Genomic DNA, 16,194 nt, shown 5'->3' with positions numbered 1-16,194 from the left:
CACTGTGTCCGAACGTGCTAGGGCACGGTGTAGCCCGCCGCGCGCACCAGCTCGTACCACTCCGGGCGCGTCAGCGGGACGTCCGAGCCCAGCGCCGAGGCGGCGACGCGCTCGGGGTTGGTCGTGCCGATGACGACCTGCATCTGCGCCGGGTGGCGGGTGATCCAGGCGACCGCGATCGCGATCGGCGGCACGTCGTACTTCGCGGCGAGCCGGTCGATCACGGCGTTCAGCTCCGGGTAGCGCTCGGAGCCGAGGAACGGGCCGTCGAAGAAGCCCGCCTGGAACGGCGACCACGCCTGGACCGTGATGCCGTGGAGGCGGCAGTAGTCGACGATGCCGTCGTCGCGGACCACCGACTGGTCGAGGCCCTGCATGTTCGCGGCGATGCCCTGGGCGATCAGGGGCGCGTGGGTGATCGACAGCTGCACCTGGTTCGCCACGATCGGCTGGTTCACGTACTTGCGCAGCAGGTCCATTTGGCGGCCGGTGTGGTTCGAGACGCCGAACGCGCGCACCTTGCCCGCGGCGTGCAGGTCGTCGAACGCACGGGCGACCTCCTCGGGCTCGACCAGCGCGTCGGGGCGGTGCAGCAGCAGGATGTCGAGGTAGTCGGTGTCGAGCGCGGCCAGCGACTCGTCGACGGACTCGGTGATGTGCTCGTACGAGAAGTCGAAGTACGGGCCGGGGTGCATGATGCCGGTCTTGGTCTGGATGACCAGCCGCTCGCGCTCGGAGGGCGTGAGCTTCATGGCCTCGGCGAAGCGGCGCTCGCAGCCGTGGCGGGAGGAGCCGTACAGGTCGGCGTGGTCCAGGAACGTGATGCCGGAGTCGAGCGCGGTCTTGACGAGCGTGCGGACCTCCTCGTCCGTCTTCTCCTGGATGCGCATCAGGCCGAGCACCACGTTCGGTGCGGTGATGTCGGTGCCTGGCATGGTGAAGGTCTTCATCGGTCTCTCCTCGCCGCAGCGGTGAACGCGGAGCCCCTGGTGGGCCGCCCTGTAGATGCTATGTACCGGTAATCTAGAAGTCCAACAACTGGTAATCATGGGATTGAGAAGCACGGGGCGTCGTTCATGGATCTGCGGCAGATGGAGTACCTGGTCGCGCTCGCCGATGAGAGGCACTTCACTCGCGCCGCCGAGCTCACGGGGATCTCGCAGTCGGGCCTGTCGGCGGCGATCCGCGGGCTCGAGGAGGAACTGGGCACGAGCCTGTTCATCCGCACGACCAGGCGGGTCGAGCCGACCGAGGCCGGGTTCGCGCTGCTGCCGTACGCGCGGGCGATGCTGGAGCAGGCCGCCGGAGCGCGCGACGCGGTCGTCAAGGCCAGCAAGGACCTCGCCGGGACGCTGCGGATCGGCTCGGAGCAGTGCCTCGGCGGGGTCGACATCGGCTCGCTGCTCGACCGGTTCCACCGCAGGCACCCGCGGGTCGAGACGCACTTCGTGCAGTCGGGCTCCCACGACCTCATCGGGCTGCTGCGGGCCGGGGAGCTGGACGTCGCGTTCGTCGGCACCGACCGGCACCTGAGCGGCCTGCCGCGCCTGGAGCTCGGCCGCGAGCCGCTGCTCGCGCTGCTGCCGCCCGACCACCCGCTCGCCGCGAAAGCGTCGGTGCGGTGGGAGGCGCTGGCGGACGAGGCGTTCGTGGACTTCGGGCCGTCGTGGGGCATGCGGACGTTGAACGACGCCGCGTTCGCCGCGCGCGGGGTGCACCGCCGCGTCCGGAGCTCGGTCAACGACGTCCACACGCTGCTCGACCTGGTCTGCCGGGGTCTCGGGATCGCGGTGGTGCCGCGCCATGTGGCGGCCAAGCCGCAGGCGGAAGGGCTGCGGGCGTTGCCGATCGCGGCCGAGGACGCACCAGAGTGGACGGTCTCGGCGGTGTCGGCCGGGCGGAACCGGCCCGACTCCCCCGCCGCGCACCTCCTCGAACTGGTCAAGGAGCCGCGCGGCTAGGACTCGGCGGTGAAGCGCTTCGTGATGTCGGCGACGACCGGCCGCACCACGAGCCACAGCATCGCCGCGAACGCCCACGCGAGCAGGAGCAGCACCGCCTCGGAGCTCATGAGCACGGTCCCCACGGCGACGGCGAGGAGCAGGAGGACGCCGAGCGAGGACTTCCAGGAGAGGAAGAACTCCGCGGCCGCCACCCGCAGCACGTCCCGGAACCGGAACGAGAAGAACGAGGACACCGTCAGCAGGTGGCCCGAGTACACGGCGAGCACGACGAGGAGCACCAGGCACACCGGGCGCAGGACCGCGCCGCCGGCGACCTGGCCCGCGAAGAGCACGTTCACGGCGAGGACCGTGGCCAGCGCCAGCACCGGGACCCACCACGCGAGCGTGTCGCGCAGGTTCATGCGCAGGCCCCGGAAGAGCGGGCGGGCCGGGCTCAGGTCCGGTTCCTTGGCCCAGGCCCGGTGCGCGTACAGCGCCGCCGAGAGCGCGGGCGCCGCCGGGAGGAGCGCCGCGACGAACCAGACGGCGTTGCCCGGGTCAGGGGCGAGCAGCATCCACGCCAGCAGCGTCGGCGCTCCCGCGACCGCGAGGAACACCCCGAGGACGAGGTGCCGGTAGACCGCGGCGGTGAACCGGGAGAGGACCCCCGGCCCGATCTCCCCCGCGTGCTGCTGCGTGCTCATGCTGTCGCCCCTTCCCTTGCGTTCGTCAGCCCTTGACCGATCCAAGCATGACGCCCGAAACGAAGTACCGCTGCACGAAGGGGTACACCGTGAGGATCGGGATGATCGTGAGGATCATCGTCACCGCCTGGATGTTCGCCGCCACGTTCGCGGTCGTGGAACCCGCGGCCGCGGCCCCTTCGGACGCCGTCGAGGACGCGCCCGCGATGAGGTTGCGCAGGAACAGCGTGATGGGGAACAGCTCGCTCTTGTCGAGGTACAGGAACGCGGCGAACCAGTCGTTCCAGAACGCGACCGAGTAGAACAGCACCATCGTCGCGATCACGGCCTTCGACAGCGGCAGCACGATCTTCCCGAAGATGCCGTACCAGCCGAGGCCGTCGATCTGCGCGGCCTCTTCGAGCTCCTTCGGCAGGTTCTCGAAGAACGCCTTCATCACCAGCAGGTTGAACACCGAGATCGCGCCCGGGAGCACGATCGCCCACATGGTGTTCTTCATCTCCAGCGCGGAGATGAGCACGTAGTTCGGCACGAGGCCGCCGTTGAAGAACATCGTGAACACGGCGATGCCGATGAGGACCTTGCGGCCCTTCAGGTGCGGCTTCGACAGCACGAACGCGTAGGTCGTGGTGAGGACCATGGCGATGGTCGTGCCGACCACGGTGTAGAGCACCGTGTTGCCGTAGTTGCGCCAGAACGTGCCGTCCGACATGACGATGGCGTACGTGTCGACGTTGAACCCGACCGGCAGGAAGTTCACCTGCCCGGCCTTGATCGCGCCGGAGGAGCTGAACGACTGGGCGAGCACCGTGATGAACGGGTACAGCATCACCAGGCACATGATGACGAGCAGCGCCGCGTTGACGACGCCGAACGCCCGCTCGCCCCTCGTCCGGGCGGTCACCCGCGGTTTCACCGAACCGATGTCGGCCGTGCGCATGTCGGTCACCACAGGCTCGTCCCCGTCGTCCGCCGCGAGATGAGGTTCGCGGAAAGCACCATCACGAGGCCGATCAGCGCCTGGAAGAGGCCGATCGCCGTCGCATAACTGAGATTGTTCGACACGAGGCCGACCCGGTAGAGGTACGTCGAGATGACGTCGGCCGTCTCGTACGTGAGCGGGTTGTACAGCAGGAACACCTTCTCGAATCCCACGTTCAGGAACGAGCCGATGTTGAGGATCAGCAGCGTGACCATCGTCGGCCGGATGCCCGGCAGCGTGACGTGCCAGGTCTGCCGCCAGCGGTTCGCGCCGTCGATCTTCGCCGCCTCGTACAGGGAGTCGTCGATGGAGGTCAGGGCCGCCAGGTAGAGGATCGTGCCCCAGCCGACGGTCTGCCACACTTCGGAGCTCACGTAGATGAAGCGGAACCACTCGGCGCGCTGGAGGAACGGGACGGCCTCGCCGCCGAAGGAGGTGACGATCTGGTTGACCGTGCCCTCCATCGACGTCAGCTGCATGACCATGCCGACGATGATGACGATCGACAGGAAGTGCGGCAGGTACGAGATCGACTGCACCCACTTCTTGAAGTACGTCTGCCGGACCTCGTTCAGCATGAGCGCCAGCACGATCGGCAGCGGGAAGCACACCACCATCGTGAGGCTGCCCAGGATCACCGTGTTCGTGAAGACGTGCCAGAACGACGGGTCGTTGATGAACATCTCGATGTAGCGGACGCCGACCCACTCGTCGCCGAAGATGCTCCCGCCGGGGCGGAAGCGCCGGAACGCGATGACGTTGCCGACCATCGGGCCGTACTTGAACACCAGGAAGAAGATCAGCGGCACGATGGCGAGCGTGTACAGCTGCCAGTCGCGTTTGAACGCCTGCCGCCAGGTCACCTTCCGCTTGCGGGGCCGCGCTTTGGGCTTGGCGGCCGCGCCGGGCTGCTTCGGAACCGCGCCGTCGGCGGTGGCCCCGCGGGCCTCGGCCCGCGGGGTCTGCTCGTCTTGAGTGAGGGGCATAGGTGCTCCCTCCCGTCCGGGCCGGGGTCAGAGCGGCTGATTCGTGAGTGCGGCGAAGCCGTATTCACCAGCCGCGGCGGCTGATGCGGCGAAGCCGTGCTCACCAGCCACCCCGGCCCCGGATCAGGAGTTCTCCTCCTCGAAGCGCTCGCGGGCGGTGTTGATGAGGTCGACGTACTGCTGCAGGCCCGCGGCCTCCAGTTCGCCGACGAACGCGTCCCATTCGGCGATGTCGCGGTCGCCGAGGATGAACTTCAGCGTGTTCGTGTCGACGGCGTCCTTGAGCGGGGTCGCCAGCAGCGAGGACTGCTCCAGCTCCATCTCGTCGAGCGGCGCGGGCGGGTTCGGGTCGCGGGGGGTACGGCTCGAAAGCACGGCGTCGATGTACTCGACGAAGGCGGGCGAGTTGTAGGACTCCTTGAGGGCCCGGGACTCGGACGAGTCGGCGAACACGGCGTTCGACCAGCCGAGGTCCTTCTGGATGTCCGTAGCCGCACCGGCGTTGATGTTGTACGCGTCGAGGCGGAACTCCGGCTTCAGGGTGATCTTGCCGGAGGCGTCCTTGGTGTAGGTCTCGTCGAGCACGCCCCAGCGGAGCAGCTCGCGGGCCTCCTGGTTGTAGTAGAGCCAGTCGAGGAACTGGAGGATCGCGAGGAAGTTCTCCGACTCCGCGATCTCGGCGTTCAGCATGAAGCCGTTCCAGAAGTTGCGCGGCTCGCAGACCTGCCCGAACGGGCCGCCCGGGGGCGGGATCACGACGACCTCGTGGTTGCCTTCGCCGACGGTCTCGTTGAGCGCCTGCTGGAACTCGATCGCGGTGCCCGGCGAGCCGGACGCGGCGAACACGAGGTTGGCGGCGACCTTCTCGGTGACGCTGCCGCCGCCGGTGCCGTCGTTCGACGCGGTCATCGAGTCGGTGTCGAGCAGGCCGTCCTCGACGAGGCCGCGGAAGAACTCGACCATCTGCTTGTAGCCCTCGGTCACCGGGGTGTACACCAGCTTGCCGGAGCCGTCGTCGACCATGCCGTTGCCGAAGCCCCAGCCGGCCCGCGCTCCCCACGCGTGCGACGCGTAGTTGAGCATCGACATGCCCTCGAAGCCGTCCGCGAGGGGCTTGGAGTCGGGGTACTCGGCCTTGATCTTGACCAGGGCCTCGCGCATCTCGTCCCAGGTCTCGGGCACGCCGCCCGCGACGGACTCGAAGACGTCCTTGCGGATGACCACGGTGAACACGGGGACCGAGACCTCCTGGAGGCCCGGCAGCATGTAGTACTTGCCGTCGGCCTGCTTCAGGTTGTCGATCATCTCGCCGAGGTCCCACTCCTCCACGTACTTCTGGAAGTTCGGCATGTGCTCGACGTAGTCGCTCATCGGCAGGATCGCGCCGGAGGACACGAACGAGTTCTCCTCGCCGGTGTAGACCAGCGGGATGACAGTGGGGGCGTCGCCCGCGCTGATCAGGAGACTGCGCTTCTCGGTGGCGTCACTGAACGGGATGTTCGTGAGCTCCATCTTGACGTTGGTGCGCTTCTCGATCTCCTTGAAGAACTGCCACTTGTCGGTGATGGGCAGGTCCGGCCAGTCGGTCCACAGGACCGAAAGGGTGAAGGCCTCGGTGGCCGTGAACTGCATGTCGGCGGCGAAGTCCTCCATCGCGCCCTTCGACTGGGCGTCGACGTCGACCTCAGCGCCGCCGCCGTCGTCGCTGCAGGCCGCCAGCGCGGCCACGCCGGACGCGGCGAGCGAGAATCCGATGACTCCGCGACGGGTGGCTCCGCCGGGGGTCCGCTCGAACACTGACATGTCTCTCCTCCTTGAGATGGCCCAAAAACTCCGCCCTCCACACATTCTCGGTGGGCGAGATCTCACTGCCGTAACGATCGAAACTTTCGGGGCTATTTCCGATAACTTCCAGAGCTTAGTTACTGGAACCAGTGATGTCAATGAATCTCTTTTCGTGACCCGTGAAACACGGAGAGTGAGATTCCGAGGACATTCGGCGATCCTGCGAAATCATGGCAAACCGACCATTCGGTCAGCGATTTTCCCAGGCAGCGCCACCGATGGCGGCGATGATCGACCCGGAATCCGGTACACCCTCCTAAGCGCCGATTCGTCGATTCCACGTCGAATAGCCGGGCCTAGGCAAGCCTTATCCACACCAGCAACTCCCGGAACTTCCAAAGATCCGATGACTGACCGGAGCGATAAGCGGGATATAAGGCGCACCGCGTCCCGAATGTCCAGGGAAGCCCTGGCAGGGCCTCCCATAACGATTCGGGCACACCTACAGTGGAGGGCGCCGAGAGGGAAGGACGGTCCATGTCCACCAGACGTCAGACACTGCGGCTCGCGGGGGCCGCGCTCGCGGCCGTGCCGCTCGCCTCGTGCAGCGACGAGCCGGAGGACCCGGCGCCGACCACCGACCCGGCCACGAGCGACGCGCCCGCGCCGACCGAGGCCGCGCCCCGGCTCGGCGAACCCGAGGTCGTCACGAGCGGACTCGAAGCCCCCTGGTCGATCGCGTTCCACGAGGGCACGGCGCTCATCAGCGAGCGTGACAGCGCCAGGATCCTGGAACTCGACGTTGCAGGCGAGGCCCGCGAGGTCGGCGTCGTCGACGGCGTCGCCGGGACCGGCGAGGGCGGGCTGCTCGGGATCGCGGTCCTCGACGGGTTCCTGTACGTGTACTTCACCGGGTCCGACGAGAACCGCATCGAGCGGTTCCCGCTCGAAGGCACCGCCGGCTCGCTCAGTCTCGGTGCGCCGCAGGAGATCCTGGCCGGGATCCCGGCCGCTAGCTACCACAACGGCGGGCGCATCGCGTTCGGTCCGGACGGGATGCTGTACGCCACGGCGGGCGACGCCGGGAACCCTCCGAACGCGCAGGACAGGGAGTCGCTGGCGGGCAAGATCCTGCGGATGACGCCGGACGGCGGCGCACCCGAGGACAACCCGTTCCCCGGGTCGCTCGTCTACTCGTGGGGGCACCGCAACCCGCAGGGCATCGCGTGGGACGAGTCGGGTGCCATGTGGGCCAGCGAGTTCGGGCAGAACACGTGGGACGAGCTGAACGTAGTCGAGCCTGGCGCGAACTACGGCTGGCCCGAGGTCGAGGGCATCGCCGGGAACGGCGACTACACCGATCCGGTGCAGCAGTGGAGCCCCGAGGAGGCCAGCCCGTCAGGCATGGCGATCGCGGGCGGCACCGCGTTCATCGCGAACCTGCGCGGGCGGCGGCTGTTCGAAGTGCACCTGAGCGATCCGGGCACCTCCACCGAGCACTATGTAGAGGAGTACGGCCGCCTGCGGGACGTGGTGGTCGCCCCCGACGGGTCGCTGTGGGTGCTCACCAACAACACCGACGGGCGCGGCGACCCCGGCCCGGACGACGACCGGATTCTGCGGATCGCCCTCGGCTGACCGCGCTGGAAGGCCCTCCCGGGGTCGTGCCGGGAGGGCCGGACGACGGCCGTGCGCGGTCCCTCCCCTAGCGGCCGAGCCAGCCGCCGTCGACGGGGATGACCGCGCCCGAGACGTAGTCGGAGGCGGCGCTGGCGAGGAAGACGGTCGCGCCCGCGAGGTCGCCCGCGCGGCCCCAGCGTCCGGCGGGGATGCGTTCGAGGATCGCCTTGGAGCGGTCGGGGTCGTCTTGCAGCGCTTGGGTGTTGTCGGTGGCGATGTAGCCGGGCGCGATCGCGTTCACGGTGACGCCGCGGGCGGTCCACTCGTTCGCGAGCGCGCGCGTGAGCCCGGCGATGCCGGACTTCGCTGCCGCGTAGCCGGGGACGTTGATGCCGCCCTGGAAGCTCAGGAGCGAGGCGGTGAAGACGATCTTGCCGCCGCCGCGTTCGAGCATCGACGCGCCGACGGCGCGGCTGAGCGCGAACTGGCTGGTGAGGTTGACCTGCAGGACCTCGTCCCAGTACGCGTCGGGGTGCTCGGCGGCGGGGGCGCGGCGGATCGTGCCGGCGTTGTTGACGAGGATGTCGACCGGTTCGGCCGCGAGGGCGTCGGCGAGTTCGGCGACCTGGGCCGGGTCGTTGAAGTCGGCTCGGATCGCGCGGAACCTCCGGCCCAGTGCGTTCACGCGCTTCTCGATCGCGGAGCCTTCGGGTTCGATCGTGGCGGAGACGCCGATGACGTCGGCTCCTGCCTCGGCGAGGGCTTCGGCCATGGCGAAGCCGATGCCGCGCTTGGCGCCGGTGACGACCGCGAGGCGGCCGTGGAGGTCGAACAGCTGCACTGGTTACTCCTGTCCTGCTTGGACGTCGATGAGGATCTTCATCGCGTCGCCGCTCTGGAGGGCGTCGAACGCGGCCTGGATGTCTTGCAGAGGAACGGTCTTGGTGATGAGCGCGTCGGCGGGGATCGCGCCTGTGGCGAGCAGCGCGACGGCGGTCTCGAAGTCGTCGCGCTGGTAGACGCGGGCGCCGAGGAGGCGCAGTTCGCGCCAGAAGACGCGCTGGAGGTTGACCGGGCGGGGCTCGGGGTGGATCGCGACGACGACGAGGGTGCCGCGGACCTTGGCGTAGTCGACCGCGCCGAGGACGGCCGCGGCCGCGCCGGAGACCTCGAAGACGACGTCGGCGCCCGCGCCGCCGGTCCACTCCTCGACCCAGGCGGCGGTGTCGTCGCGGGGGTCGAGGGCGGTGAAGCCGAGGTCGGCGACGGCCTTGCGGCGCTTGTCGTCCAACTCGATCACCGCGACTTCGCCGCCGAAGCAGCGGGCGACTGCGGCGATGAGGACGCCGATCGGGCCGCCGCCGATGACGACCGCCTTCTGGCCCTTTTCGAGTTCGGCCCGGCGGACGTCGTGGACGGCGACGGCGGTGGGCTCGACGAGGGCCGCGTGCTCGAGCGACAGGGTCGCGGGGAGGCGCACGAGCAGGTCGGCGGGGACGTTCCAACGGCCTTGGAGCGCGCCGGGCGAGTCGATGCCGACGAAGTCGAGGTTCTGGCAGATGTGGGAGTTCCCGGCCTCGCAGGCCGGGCAGGTGCCGTCCCAGGCGAGGGGCATGACGGTGACCGGGTCGCCGACGTTCCAGCCTGCGACGCCGTCGCCGAGGGCCGCGACGGTGCCGCTCATCTCGTGGCCGATGACGGCCGGGGTCTGGACGCGGGCGTCCATGTGGCCGCTGAGGATGTGGAGGTCGGTGCCGCAGATCCCGTTGTAGGCCACGGCGATCTGGACTTCGCCCGGCGCGGGCGGGGACGGTTCGGCCTCGCCCACGGTCATGGTCCGGTTTCCTGCGTACTGTGCGGCGAGCACGGTGCCTCCTCGGGGGACGACGGGGTGTGGTCGGTCGCCGATGAGGATCGCACACATACGACGATTGCGCAATCGTTTGCTCAAGGGTTTCCGGGATAGGCGATACTGGAGCCGTGGCGAAACTCAGCGATGTGGCGGCCCGGGCGGGCGTCTCGGTGTCGGCGGTGTCCAGGGTGCTCTCGGGCGACCCGTCGGCGCGGCTCAGCGAGGCGACCAGGGAGCGGGTGCGCAAGGCGGCCGGGGAGGTCGGCTACCACCCGAACTTCGCCGGGCGCGCGTTGAAGCTCGCGCGCACCGACGTCATCGCGCTCATCGTGCCGGACGTGACGAACTCGCTGTTCGCCGAGCTGACGCGCGGCGTCGAGGACGAGGCCGTGGCGCGCGGCTGCGTCATGCTGCTGGCGCGCAGCGAGGACATGCAGCCGGGCGGGGCCATGTTCGACCGGCTCGTGGGCGAGGGCCGGGTCGACGGCATCGTGCTCCAGCCTCGCGACGGCACCGACCCCGATGAGCTGGCGCAGTCCGTGGGCGAGCGCGCCCCGATCGTCACGATCCACCAGCGGATTCCGGGCGCCAGCTCGGTGGTCGTGCCGGACGCGCTCGCGGCGCGGAAGGCGACGGAGCACTTGATCGCACTGGGGCACAAGCGGATCGGCTTCGCCGGGGGCCTCGCCGCGTCGCCGACTGCGCAGCGGCGGGCCGACGGGTTCCTGAAGGCGCTCTTGGCGGCGGGCCTGCCGGGCAAGCCTGCGCTCGTCACCTGGCGCGGGTACCGGGAGGCGGACGGGCGGGCCTCGGCCGCGGAGCTGCTGGCACTGCCTGAGCGGCCCACGGCGATCGTGGCGGCCAACGTCAACGCCGCTGTGGGCGTGCTCGCTCAGGCGCGGGCGCAGGGCGTCGCGGTCCCCGGAGACCTGTCGGTCGTCGCGATCCACGACGCGTGGACGGCCGCGCACACCTGGCCGCCGCTCACCTGCGTCCGCTTGCCGCTCTACGAACTCGGGCGCACGGCAGCCGCCGCGCTCGCCCGCGTCGTCGACGGCGGGCCGGTCGAGCACCTGAGCGTGGAGGACCCGGAACCGGTCCTCATCGAGCGGGAGTCGACCGCCCCTCCGCGCGGCTGAGGCCGTCCCCTCTTGCGTTCGAAAGCGACCACGGCTAAGGTCAACGCCTGATCAATCGTTTGCGCAAACCGACTGAGGCCCGCCCCGACCACCACCTGAGGACCACCGTATGACCACCATCGAGGCCGTCGAGGCACACGATGTCCGCTTCCCCACCTCGCTGAGCATGGACGGCTCGGACGCGATGAACAAGGACGGCGACTACTCCGCCGCCTACGTCGTCGTCCGCACCGACGACCCCGGCCTCTCCGGGTACGGGTTCACCTTCACCATCGGGCGCGGCAACGACATCGTCACCGCCGCAGCCCTCCAGTGGGCCGTGAAACTCATCGGGCGCGACCTCGACGCCGTCGTGAACGATCCCGGCGCGCTCTACCGCGAGCTCCAGTCCGACTCGCAGTACCGCTGGCTCGGACCGGAGAAGGGCGTCGTCCACATCGCGCTCGCGGCCGTCATGAACGCCGTGTGGGACCTCGCCGCACGCGCGGCGGGCAAGCCCCTGTGGCGGCTCCTCGCCGACATGACCCCCGAGCAGCTGGTCGACGCCGCCGACCTGCGGTACCTCTCGGACGTGCTCACTCGCGAAGAGGCCCTTGGGATCCTGCGGGAGAAGCAGGGCACGCGCGCCGAGCGCGTCGCGGACCTCGAAGCCCGCGGCGGCTACCCGTGCTACACCACCAGCGCGGGCTGGCTCGGCTACAGCGACGACAAGCTGCGGCGGCTCCTCCAGGAGGCCGTGGACGAGGGCTACCGGCACGTCAAGCTAAAGGTCGGGGCCGACCTCGAGGAGGACCGGCGCCGCCTGGCGATCGCCCGCGAGGTCATCGGCCCGGACGCGAAGCTCATGATCGACGCGAACCAGGTGTGGGACGTGCCCGAGGCCATCGAGTGGGTCAAGGCCCTCGCCGAGTTCGAGCCGCACTGGATCGAGGAGCCCACGAGCCCGGACGACGTGCTCGGCCACGCGGCCGTGCGCCGCGCGGTCGCCCCGATCGGGGTCGCCACCGGCGAGCACGGCATGAACCGGGTCCTGTTCAAGCAGATGCTGCAGGCCGAGGCGCTCGACTACCTCCAGCTCGACTCGGCGCGGCTCGCGAGCGTCAACGAGATCATCGCCGTGTACCTGATGGCCGCGAAGTTCGGCGTCCCGGTGTGCCCGCACGCGGGCGGGGTCGGCCTGTGCGAGCTCGTGCAGCACCTGTCGATCTTCGACTACGTGTGCGTCTCGGGCACGTTGGAGGACAGGGTGACCGAGTACGTCGACCACCTCCACGAGCACTTCACCGACCCGTGCCTGGTCGAGAACGGGAACTACCTGCTCCCGGCCAGGCCCGGGTACTCGGCCGAGATACACGAGTCGTCGGTCGCGGAGTACGCGTTCCCAGACGGGGCCTACTGGAAGTCCCGCGCGGAGGCCAAGTAGCGCAAGCCGACACGAAGCGGGAGCGGCCTCGGCCGCTCCCGCTTGCTGCTGCTACTTGGTGTCGTCCCAGGCGGTCTGGTAGATCTCGACGTACCGTTCGGCACCGAGGTCGGTGAGGTTCTGCTGGAACTCGGCCCAGTCGTCGTCGCTGCCGATGTCGCGGACGCCCGTGACGAACTCCGCGCTCGCCTGGGTCACGAAGTTCTCCACGTTGGTCTGGATCGTGGCGAGCTCGGTGGCGGTCTCACCGGTCACGGCCACGTCCCAGTACGGGAAGAGCTCCGGGGACTCGTGTCCCTCGTAGAGCTTCGTGGCCTCGAACAGACGGCGCTCGTAGCCTTCCGGAGTGTAGACGTCGGTCGCGGTGACCTGGCCGTTGCGGAACTCGGCGTCGCTGAAGAACTGCGCGATCGGGCCCCACGAGTTGTTCAGGCCCTCGCCCTCGGGCGGGGTGAGGACCTTGAAGTTCGGTTCCATGGCCTCGTCGAGGGCCACGTCGCCCGCCTCGGGCCGCGACCAGTTGACGCCCTCCACGCCGAACTCGCCGAGCAGGTGGCCTTCGTAGGAGACCATGAAGTCCAGGATCTGCATGAGCTTCTTCTGTTTCGCCTCGCTGGAGCGGTTCGTGATGACGAACGTCGCGCCCGCGGCGGCCCCGGCGCCGCCGCCGCTGTAGGTCGCGTCGCTGCCGTTCGGCCCGGTCAGCGGCGCGACCGCGTCGTACTGGGCGTAGCGCCCGTCCTCGTGGTCGTTCGTGACGAACCACGGGTGCATGACGGCGACCGATCCGACGATGACGCCTTCGGCGCTGTTGCCCTTGGCGTTGAGCGCTTCGCCGTTCTGGGTGAAGGCGCCCTCGTCGATCAGGCCGTCCTCGTAGAGGGAGGCGACGTACGCGATCGCCTCGCGCCATTCGTCCCGGGTCGGCTGCAGGACGACCTCGCCGCCGACCGCGCCGAGCGTGGCCGGGGTGACGCCTTCCGCGTTCGCGTACATCTCGGCGGTGTAGACGTACGGGTTCATCAGGTACGAGAGCAGCGAGCTGCCGCCCGCCGAGGAGAGCGGGATCTCGTCGGCCTTCCCGTTCCCGTTGGGGTCCTGGGTCTTGAAGGCCTCCAGGACGGTGCGCAGCTCTTCGGGCGTGGTCGGCTGCTCGAGCCCGAGAGTGTCGAGCCAGGCGGAGTTCATCCACAGCTTCGACGGATACGAGCAGTGGTAGCAGTCGTTCCAGGCGGGGATGCCCCAGATCTTCCCGTCCGGGGAGGTCGCCAGCTCCTTGAAGCCGGGCTCCTTCTCGAACGCGGCGGTGAGGTTCGGCGTGTCCTCGCCGATGAGGCCGTCGAGCGGCAGGACCACGCCCTGGCCGCCGAGCTTCACGAGCTCGTCGGCGGAGAACTGGTCGACCCACGGGATGAGCATGTACGCGTCGGGGTAGTCGCCGCTGGCGAGGGAGATCTGCCGCTTCTCCGCCGCCGCCGCGCCGTCCCAGGTGGTGGTCTCGAACTGGAGGTCGACGTCGAACTTCTCTTCGAGGAGCTTCGTGAACGCGTTCGAGTCCAGGTCGGCGTCCTCGCCTTGCGGCGCGAAGATGGTGATCACGTCGTCCGGAGTGGTCTCCGGCTCGTTGGAGCACGCGGCGAACGCGCCTGCCGACACGGCCAATGCCGCCCCGGCCGCCGCCGCTCGGGCGAATCTGGTGGTCATCGTTGACTGCCTTTCGATGAGGAGGTGATCGGGCGTGAGGAATCGCCGTCGAGCCGGTCCGGCGAGGTCTGGGGGCGGGTCAGCCCTTGACGGAGCCGAGCATCACGCCCTTGGTGAAGTGCCTGGCCACGAACGGGTAGACGAGCAGGACGGGCACAGTGGAGACGACGATGAGCGAGAACTTCATCAGGTCGGCCATCTGCTCGGCGGCCATCTGGTCGGCGAGGTTGGTGCCGCCGGTGTTGTTGACGATCAGGATGTTCCGCAGCACCAGCTGCAGCGGGTACAGCTCCTCGCTGCGAAGGTAGATCAGGGCGCTGAAGTACGAGTTCCACTGGCCGATGCCGTACATGAGCGCGATGACCGCCAGCAGCGGCTTCGACAGCGGCAGCACGACCGACCACAGGAACCGCAGGTCCGACGCGCCGTCGAGCCGGGCGGCCTCGTACAGCTCCCCCGGGATCGAGGAGCGGAAGAAGGTCATCGCGATGAGCACCTGCCACGCGCCGATCGCGGCGGGGAGGATGAGCGCCCACCTCGTGTCGAGCAGCCCGAGCGCGCGCACCACCATGTAGGTCGGGATCAGGCCGCCCGAGAACAGCATCGTGAACAGCACGCCGCCGATGAGGACCTTGCGGCCGCGCAGCTCCGCGCGCGAGAGCGGGTAGGCGATCATCACCGTCAGCGTGACGCTGACGAGCGTGCCGACGACGGCGTAGAACAGCGAGTTCCCGAAGCCGGTGAGGATGGCGTCGCTGGTGAGCACCGCCTGGTAGCCGATGAGCGTGAAGTCGACCGGCCACAGGAACACCCGCCCGCCCGACACCGCCGCCGGGCTGGAGAAGGAGCTGGCGACGATGTTGACCAGCGGGACGAGCACGATGAGCAGGAACGTCGTCAGCAGGGCGTACACGCCGACCATGAACATCCGGTCGACGCGGGTGTCCTGGATGTGGACGGAGCGGCGTCTGGGCTTGCGGCGCTTGGCCTCCGGTTCGGTGCCGAGGCCCGCCGGGGCGGCGGAGTCGAGGATCATCGCATTGCTCCCTTCACCACAGCCCGTTGCCGGTGACGCGCTTGGAGACGGTGTTGACGGCCAGGAGGAGGATCAGGTTGATGAGCGAGTTGAACAGCCCGACCGCCGTGGCCATGCTGAAGTCGGCGTTGAGCAGGCCGGTCTTGTACGTGTAGGTCGCGATGATCTCCGAAGTGGAGAGGTTGAGCGGGTTCTGCAGCAGGAACGCCTTCTCGAACCCGACCGCCATGATCGAGCCGACGCTCAGGACCATCACGACCACCACTGTGGGCGCGATGCCGGGCAGGTCGACGTGCCAGATTTTGCGCAGGCGGCTCGCGCCGTCGAGGCGGGCGGCCTCGTACAGGCTCGGGTCGATCCCGGCGAGCGCGGCCATGTAGATGATCGCGGAGTACCCGGCGGTCTGCCAGACGTCGCTCCACACGTAGACCGAGCGGAACGCGTCGGGCTGGGCCAGCAGGTTCTCGTTCATCCCGAAGAAGCCGAGCGCGTCGGCCATGAACCCGATGCGCGGCGAGAAGATCAGGATGAGCATCGAGACGACGATGACCGTCGAGATGAAATGCGGCGCATACGTGACCATCTGGACGGTGCGCTTGAAGAACCGCGCCCGGACCTCGTTGAGCGCCAAGGCGAGGATGATCGGGATGGGGAACCCGGCCAGGAAGCCGTAGAGGCTCAGCATCAGGGTGTTGCGGATGAGGTCCCACGCGACCGGGTTGGCGAAGAACCGCTCGAAGTGGTCGAACCCGGCCCACGGGCTCCCCCAGATCCCCTGGACCACGTTGTAGTCCTTGAAGGCGATCACGTTGTTCGCCATGGGGATGTACTGGAAGACGATGAAGTAGGCGACCGGGAGGACGAGCAGCAGATAGAGCTGCCAGTGCTCGCGGAGGCTGCTCTTGCGGGTCCTCCGCCGACGATCACGTATCGCGGCCGCCTCCCGCGGCCCTGCCGCCGCGGTCATCGTTCCGGACCCTTGTTTCCTTGTGCCGCAATGCGACACGCCCCGTCACTGAA

Annotated in this window: 14 protein-coding genes; 4 read left to right on the top strand and 10 right to left on the bottom strand. The window is 68.8% G+C overall.

All coding sequences use genetic code 11. From position 1 onward, the window contains the following. Window positions 1-17: 17 nt before the first annotated feature. Window positions 18-950, bottom strand: coding sequence for an aldo/keto reductase family oxidoreductase (locus ACGGCP_RS13830; protein ID WP_392965659.1), 933 nt, complete (start codon window positions 948-950; stop codon window positions 18-20). A gap of 126 nt (window positions 951-1,076) precedes the next feature. On the opposite strand from ACGGCP_RS13830, the gene ACGGCP_RS13825 reads away from it, so the two are divergent. After that, on the top strand, window positions 1,077-1,961 hold the full coding sequence (locus tag ACGGCP_RS13825; RefSeq protein WP_392965657.1) for a LysR family transcriptional regulator: 885 nt from the start codon (window positions 1,077-1,079) through the stop codon (window positions 1,959-1,961). Here ACGGCP_RS13825 and ACGGCP_RS13820 read toward each other — a convergent pair. From ACGGCP_RS13820 to ACGGCP_RS13805, 4 genes are all read right to left on the bottom strand, one after another. Beyond that, window positions 1,958-2,647: a glycosyl transferase gene (locus ACGGCP_RS13820; RefSeq protein WP_392965655.1), complete on the bottom strand. Its 690-nt coding sequence runs from the start codon at window positions 2,645-2,647 to the stop codon at window positions 1,958-1,960. The genes ACGGCP_RS13825 and ACGGCP_RS13820 overlap by 4 nt on opposite strands. Window positions 2,648-2,672: 25 nt before the next feature. Continuing rightward, window positions 2,673-3,587 (bottom strand): carbohydrate ABC transporter permease, encoded by a 915-nt coding sequence (locus ACGGCP_RS13815; RefSeq protein WP_392966305.1) that lies wholly within the window; start codon window positions 3,585-3,587, stop codon window positions 2,673-2,675. A 5-nt stretch (window positions 3,588-3,592) separates the two neighbouring features. After that, entirely contained in the window at window positions 3,593-4,615 is a 1,023-nt protein-coding gene (locus ACGGCP_RS13810) for an ABC transporter permease (protein WP_392965653.1), read from the bottom strand. 123 nt (window positions 4,616-4,738) lie between these two features. Continuing rightward, the gene (locus ACGGCP_RS13805; protein WP_392965651.1) at window positions 4,739-6,418 is read right to left on the bottom strand and encodes an extracellular solute-binding protein; all 1,680 of its coding nucleotides are present in this window, start codon (window positions 6,416-6,418) and stop codon (window positions 4,739-4,741) included. Window positions 6,419-6,937: 519 nt separating this feature from the next. Between ACGGCP_RS13805 and ACGGCP_RS13800 the strand changes: the two genes are divergently transcribed. Further along, window positions 6,938-8,038, top strand: coding sequence for a PQQ-dependent sugar dehydrogenase (locus ACGGCP_RS13800; RefSeq protein ID WP_392965649.1), 1,101 nt, complete (start codon window positions 6,938-6,940; stop codon window positions 8,036-8,038). Window positions 8,039-8,105: 67 nt separating this feature from the next. Here the strand turns inward: ACGGCP_RS13800 and ACGGCP_RS13795 are convergent, their stop codons facing one another. Both ACGGCP_RS13795 and ACGGCP_RS13790 read right to left on the bottom strand, forming a co-directional pair. Continuing rightward, the gene (locus ACGGCP_RS13795) at window positions 8,106-8,861 is read right to left on the bottom strand and encodes an SDR family oxidoreductase (protein ID WP_392965647.1); all 756 of its coding nucleotides are present in this window, start codon (window positions 8,859-8,861) and stop codon (window positions 8,106-8,108) included. A gap of 3 nt (window positions 8,862-8,864) precedes the next feature. Next, the gene (locus ACGGCP_RS13790) at window positions 8,865-9,887 is read right to left on the bottom strand and encodes a zinc-binding dehydrogenase (protein WP_392965644.1); all 1,023 of its coding nucleotides are present in this window, start codon (window positions 9,885-9,887) and stop codon (window positions 8,865-8,867) included. 113 nt (window positions 9,888-10,000) lie between these two features. Here ACGGCP_RS13790 and ACGGCP_RS13785 point away from each other — a divergent pair, with 113 nt between their 5' ends. Next, the gene (locus ACGGCP_RS13785) at window positions 10,001-11,011 is read left to right on the top strand and encodes a LacI family DNA-binding transcriptional regulator (protein WP_392965641.1); all 1,011 of its coding nucleotides are present in this window, start codon (window positions 10,001-10,003) and stop codon (window positions 11,009-11,011) included. A 109-nt stretch (window positions 11,012-11,120) separates the two neighbouring features. Next, entirely contained in the window at window positions 11,121-12,434 is a 1,314-nt protein-coding gene (locus tag ACGGCP_RS13780; RefSeq protein ID WP_392965637.1) for an L-fuconate dehydratase, read from the top strand. Between the two features lie 51 nt (window positions 12,435-12,485). Here ACGGCP_RS13780 and ACGGCP_RS13775 read toward each other — a convergent pair whose 3' ends face one another. The 3 genes from ACGGCP_RS13775 to ACGGCP_RS13765 form a co-directional block, all read right to left on the bottom strand. Then, window positions 12,486-14,138 (bottom strand): ABC transporter substrate-binding protein, encoded by a 1,653-nt coding sequence (locus ACGGCP_RS13775; RefSeq protein WP_392965636.1) that lies wholly within the window; start codon window positions 14,136-14,138, stop codon window positions 12,486-12,488. 79 nt (window positions 14,139-14,217) lie between these two features. After that, entirely contained in the window at window positions 14,218-15,174 is a 957-nt protein-coding gene (locus ACGGCP_RS13770) for a carbohydrate ABC transporter permease (protein ID WP_392965633.1), read from the bottom strand. Window positions 15,175-15,187: 13 nt separating this feature from the next. Beyond that, complete coding sequence (locus ACGGCP_RS13765; RefSeq protein WP_392965631.1) at window positions 15,188-16,141, bottom strand: ABC transporter permease; 954 nt, start codon at window positions 16,139-16,141, stop codon at window positions 15,188-15,190. Window positions 16,142-16,194 lie beyond the last annotated feature (53 nt).

It is taken from the genome of Glycomyces sp. NPDC048151 (genome assembly GCF_043202775.1).
In the GTDB taxonomy this organism is placed as follows: domain Bacteria; phylum Actinomycetota; class Actinomycetes; order Mycobacteriales; family Micromonosporaceae; genus Glycomyces.
This window is presented reverse-complemented; position numbering and strand designations above follow the sequence as displayed.

What these genes read in the sequence shown, in the direction of transcription:
- ACGGCP_RS13820 (WP_392965655.1), bottom strand. Translation starts at nt 2,647, where the DNA reads ATGAGCACGCAGCAGCACGCGGGGGAGATCGGGCCGGGGGTCCTCTCC.
- ACGGCP_RS13765 (WP_392965631.1), bottom strand. Translation starts at nt 16,141, where the DNA reads ATGACCGCGGCGGCAGGGCCGCGGGAGGCGGCCGCGATACGTGATCGT.
- ACGGCP_RS13800 (WP_392965649.1), top strand. Translation starts at nt 6,938, where the DNA reads ATGTCCACCAGACGTCAGACACTGCGGCTCGCGGGGGCCGCGCTCGCG.
- ACGGCP_RS13825 (WP_392965657.1), top strand. Translation starts at nt 1,077, where the DNA reads ATGGATCTGCGGCAGATGGAGTACCTGGTCGCGCTCGCCGATGAGAGG.
- ACGGCP_RS13830 (WP_392965659.1), bottom strand. Translation starts at nt 950, where the DNA reads ATGAAGACCTTCACCATGCCAGGCACCGACATCACCGCACCGAACGTG.
- ACGGCP_RS13805 (WP_392965651.1), bottom strand. Translation starts at nt 6,418, where the DNA reads ATGTCAGTGTTCGAGCGGACCCCCGGCGGAGCCACCCGTCGCGGAGTC.
- ACGGCP_RS13810 (WP_392965653.1), bottom strand. Translation starts at nt 4,615, where the DNA reads ATGCCCCTCACTCAAGACGAGCAGACCCCGCGGGCCGAGGCCCGCGGG.
- ACGGCP_RS13775 (WP_392965636.1), bottom strand. Translation starts at nt 14,138, where the DNA reads ATGACCACCAGATTCGCCCGAGCGGCGGCGGCCGGGGCGGCATTGGCC.
- ACGGCP_RS13815 (WP_392966305.1), bottom strand. Translation starts at nt 3,587, where the DNA reads ATGCGCACGGCCGACATCGGTTCGGTGAAACCGCGGGTGACCGCCCGG.
- ACGGCP_RS13770 (WP_392965633.1), bottom strand. Translation starts at nt 15,174, where the DNA reads ATGATCCTCGACTCCGCCGCCCCGGCGGGCCTCGGCACCGAACCGGAG.
- ACGGCP_RS13780 (WP_392965637.1), top strand. Translation starts at nt 11,121, where the DNA reads ATGACCACCATCGAGGCCGTCGAGGCACACGATGTCCGCTTCCCCACC.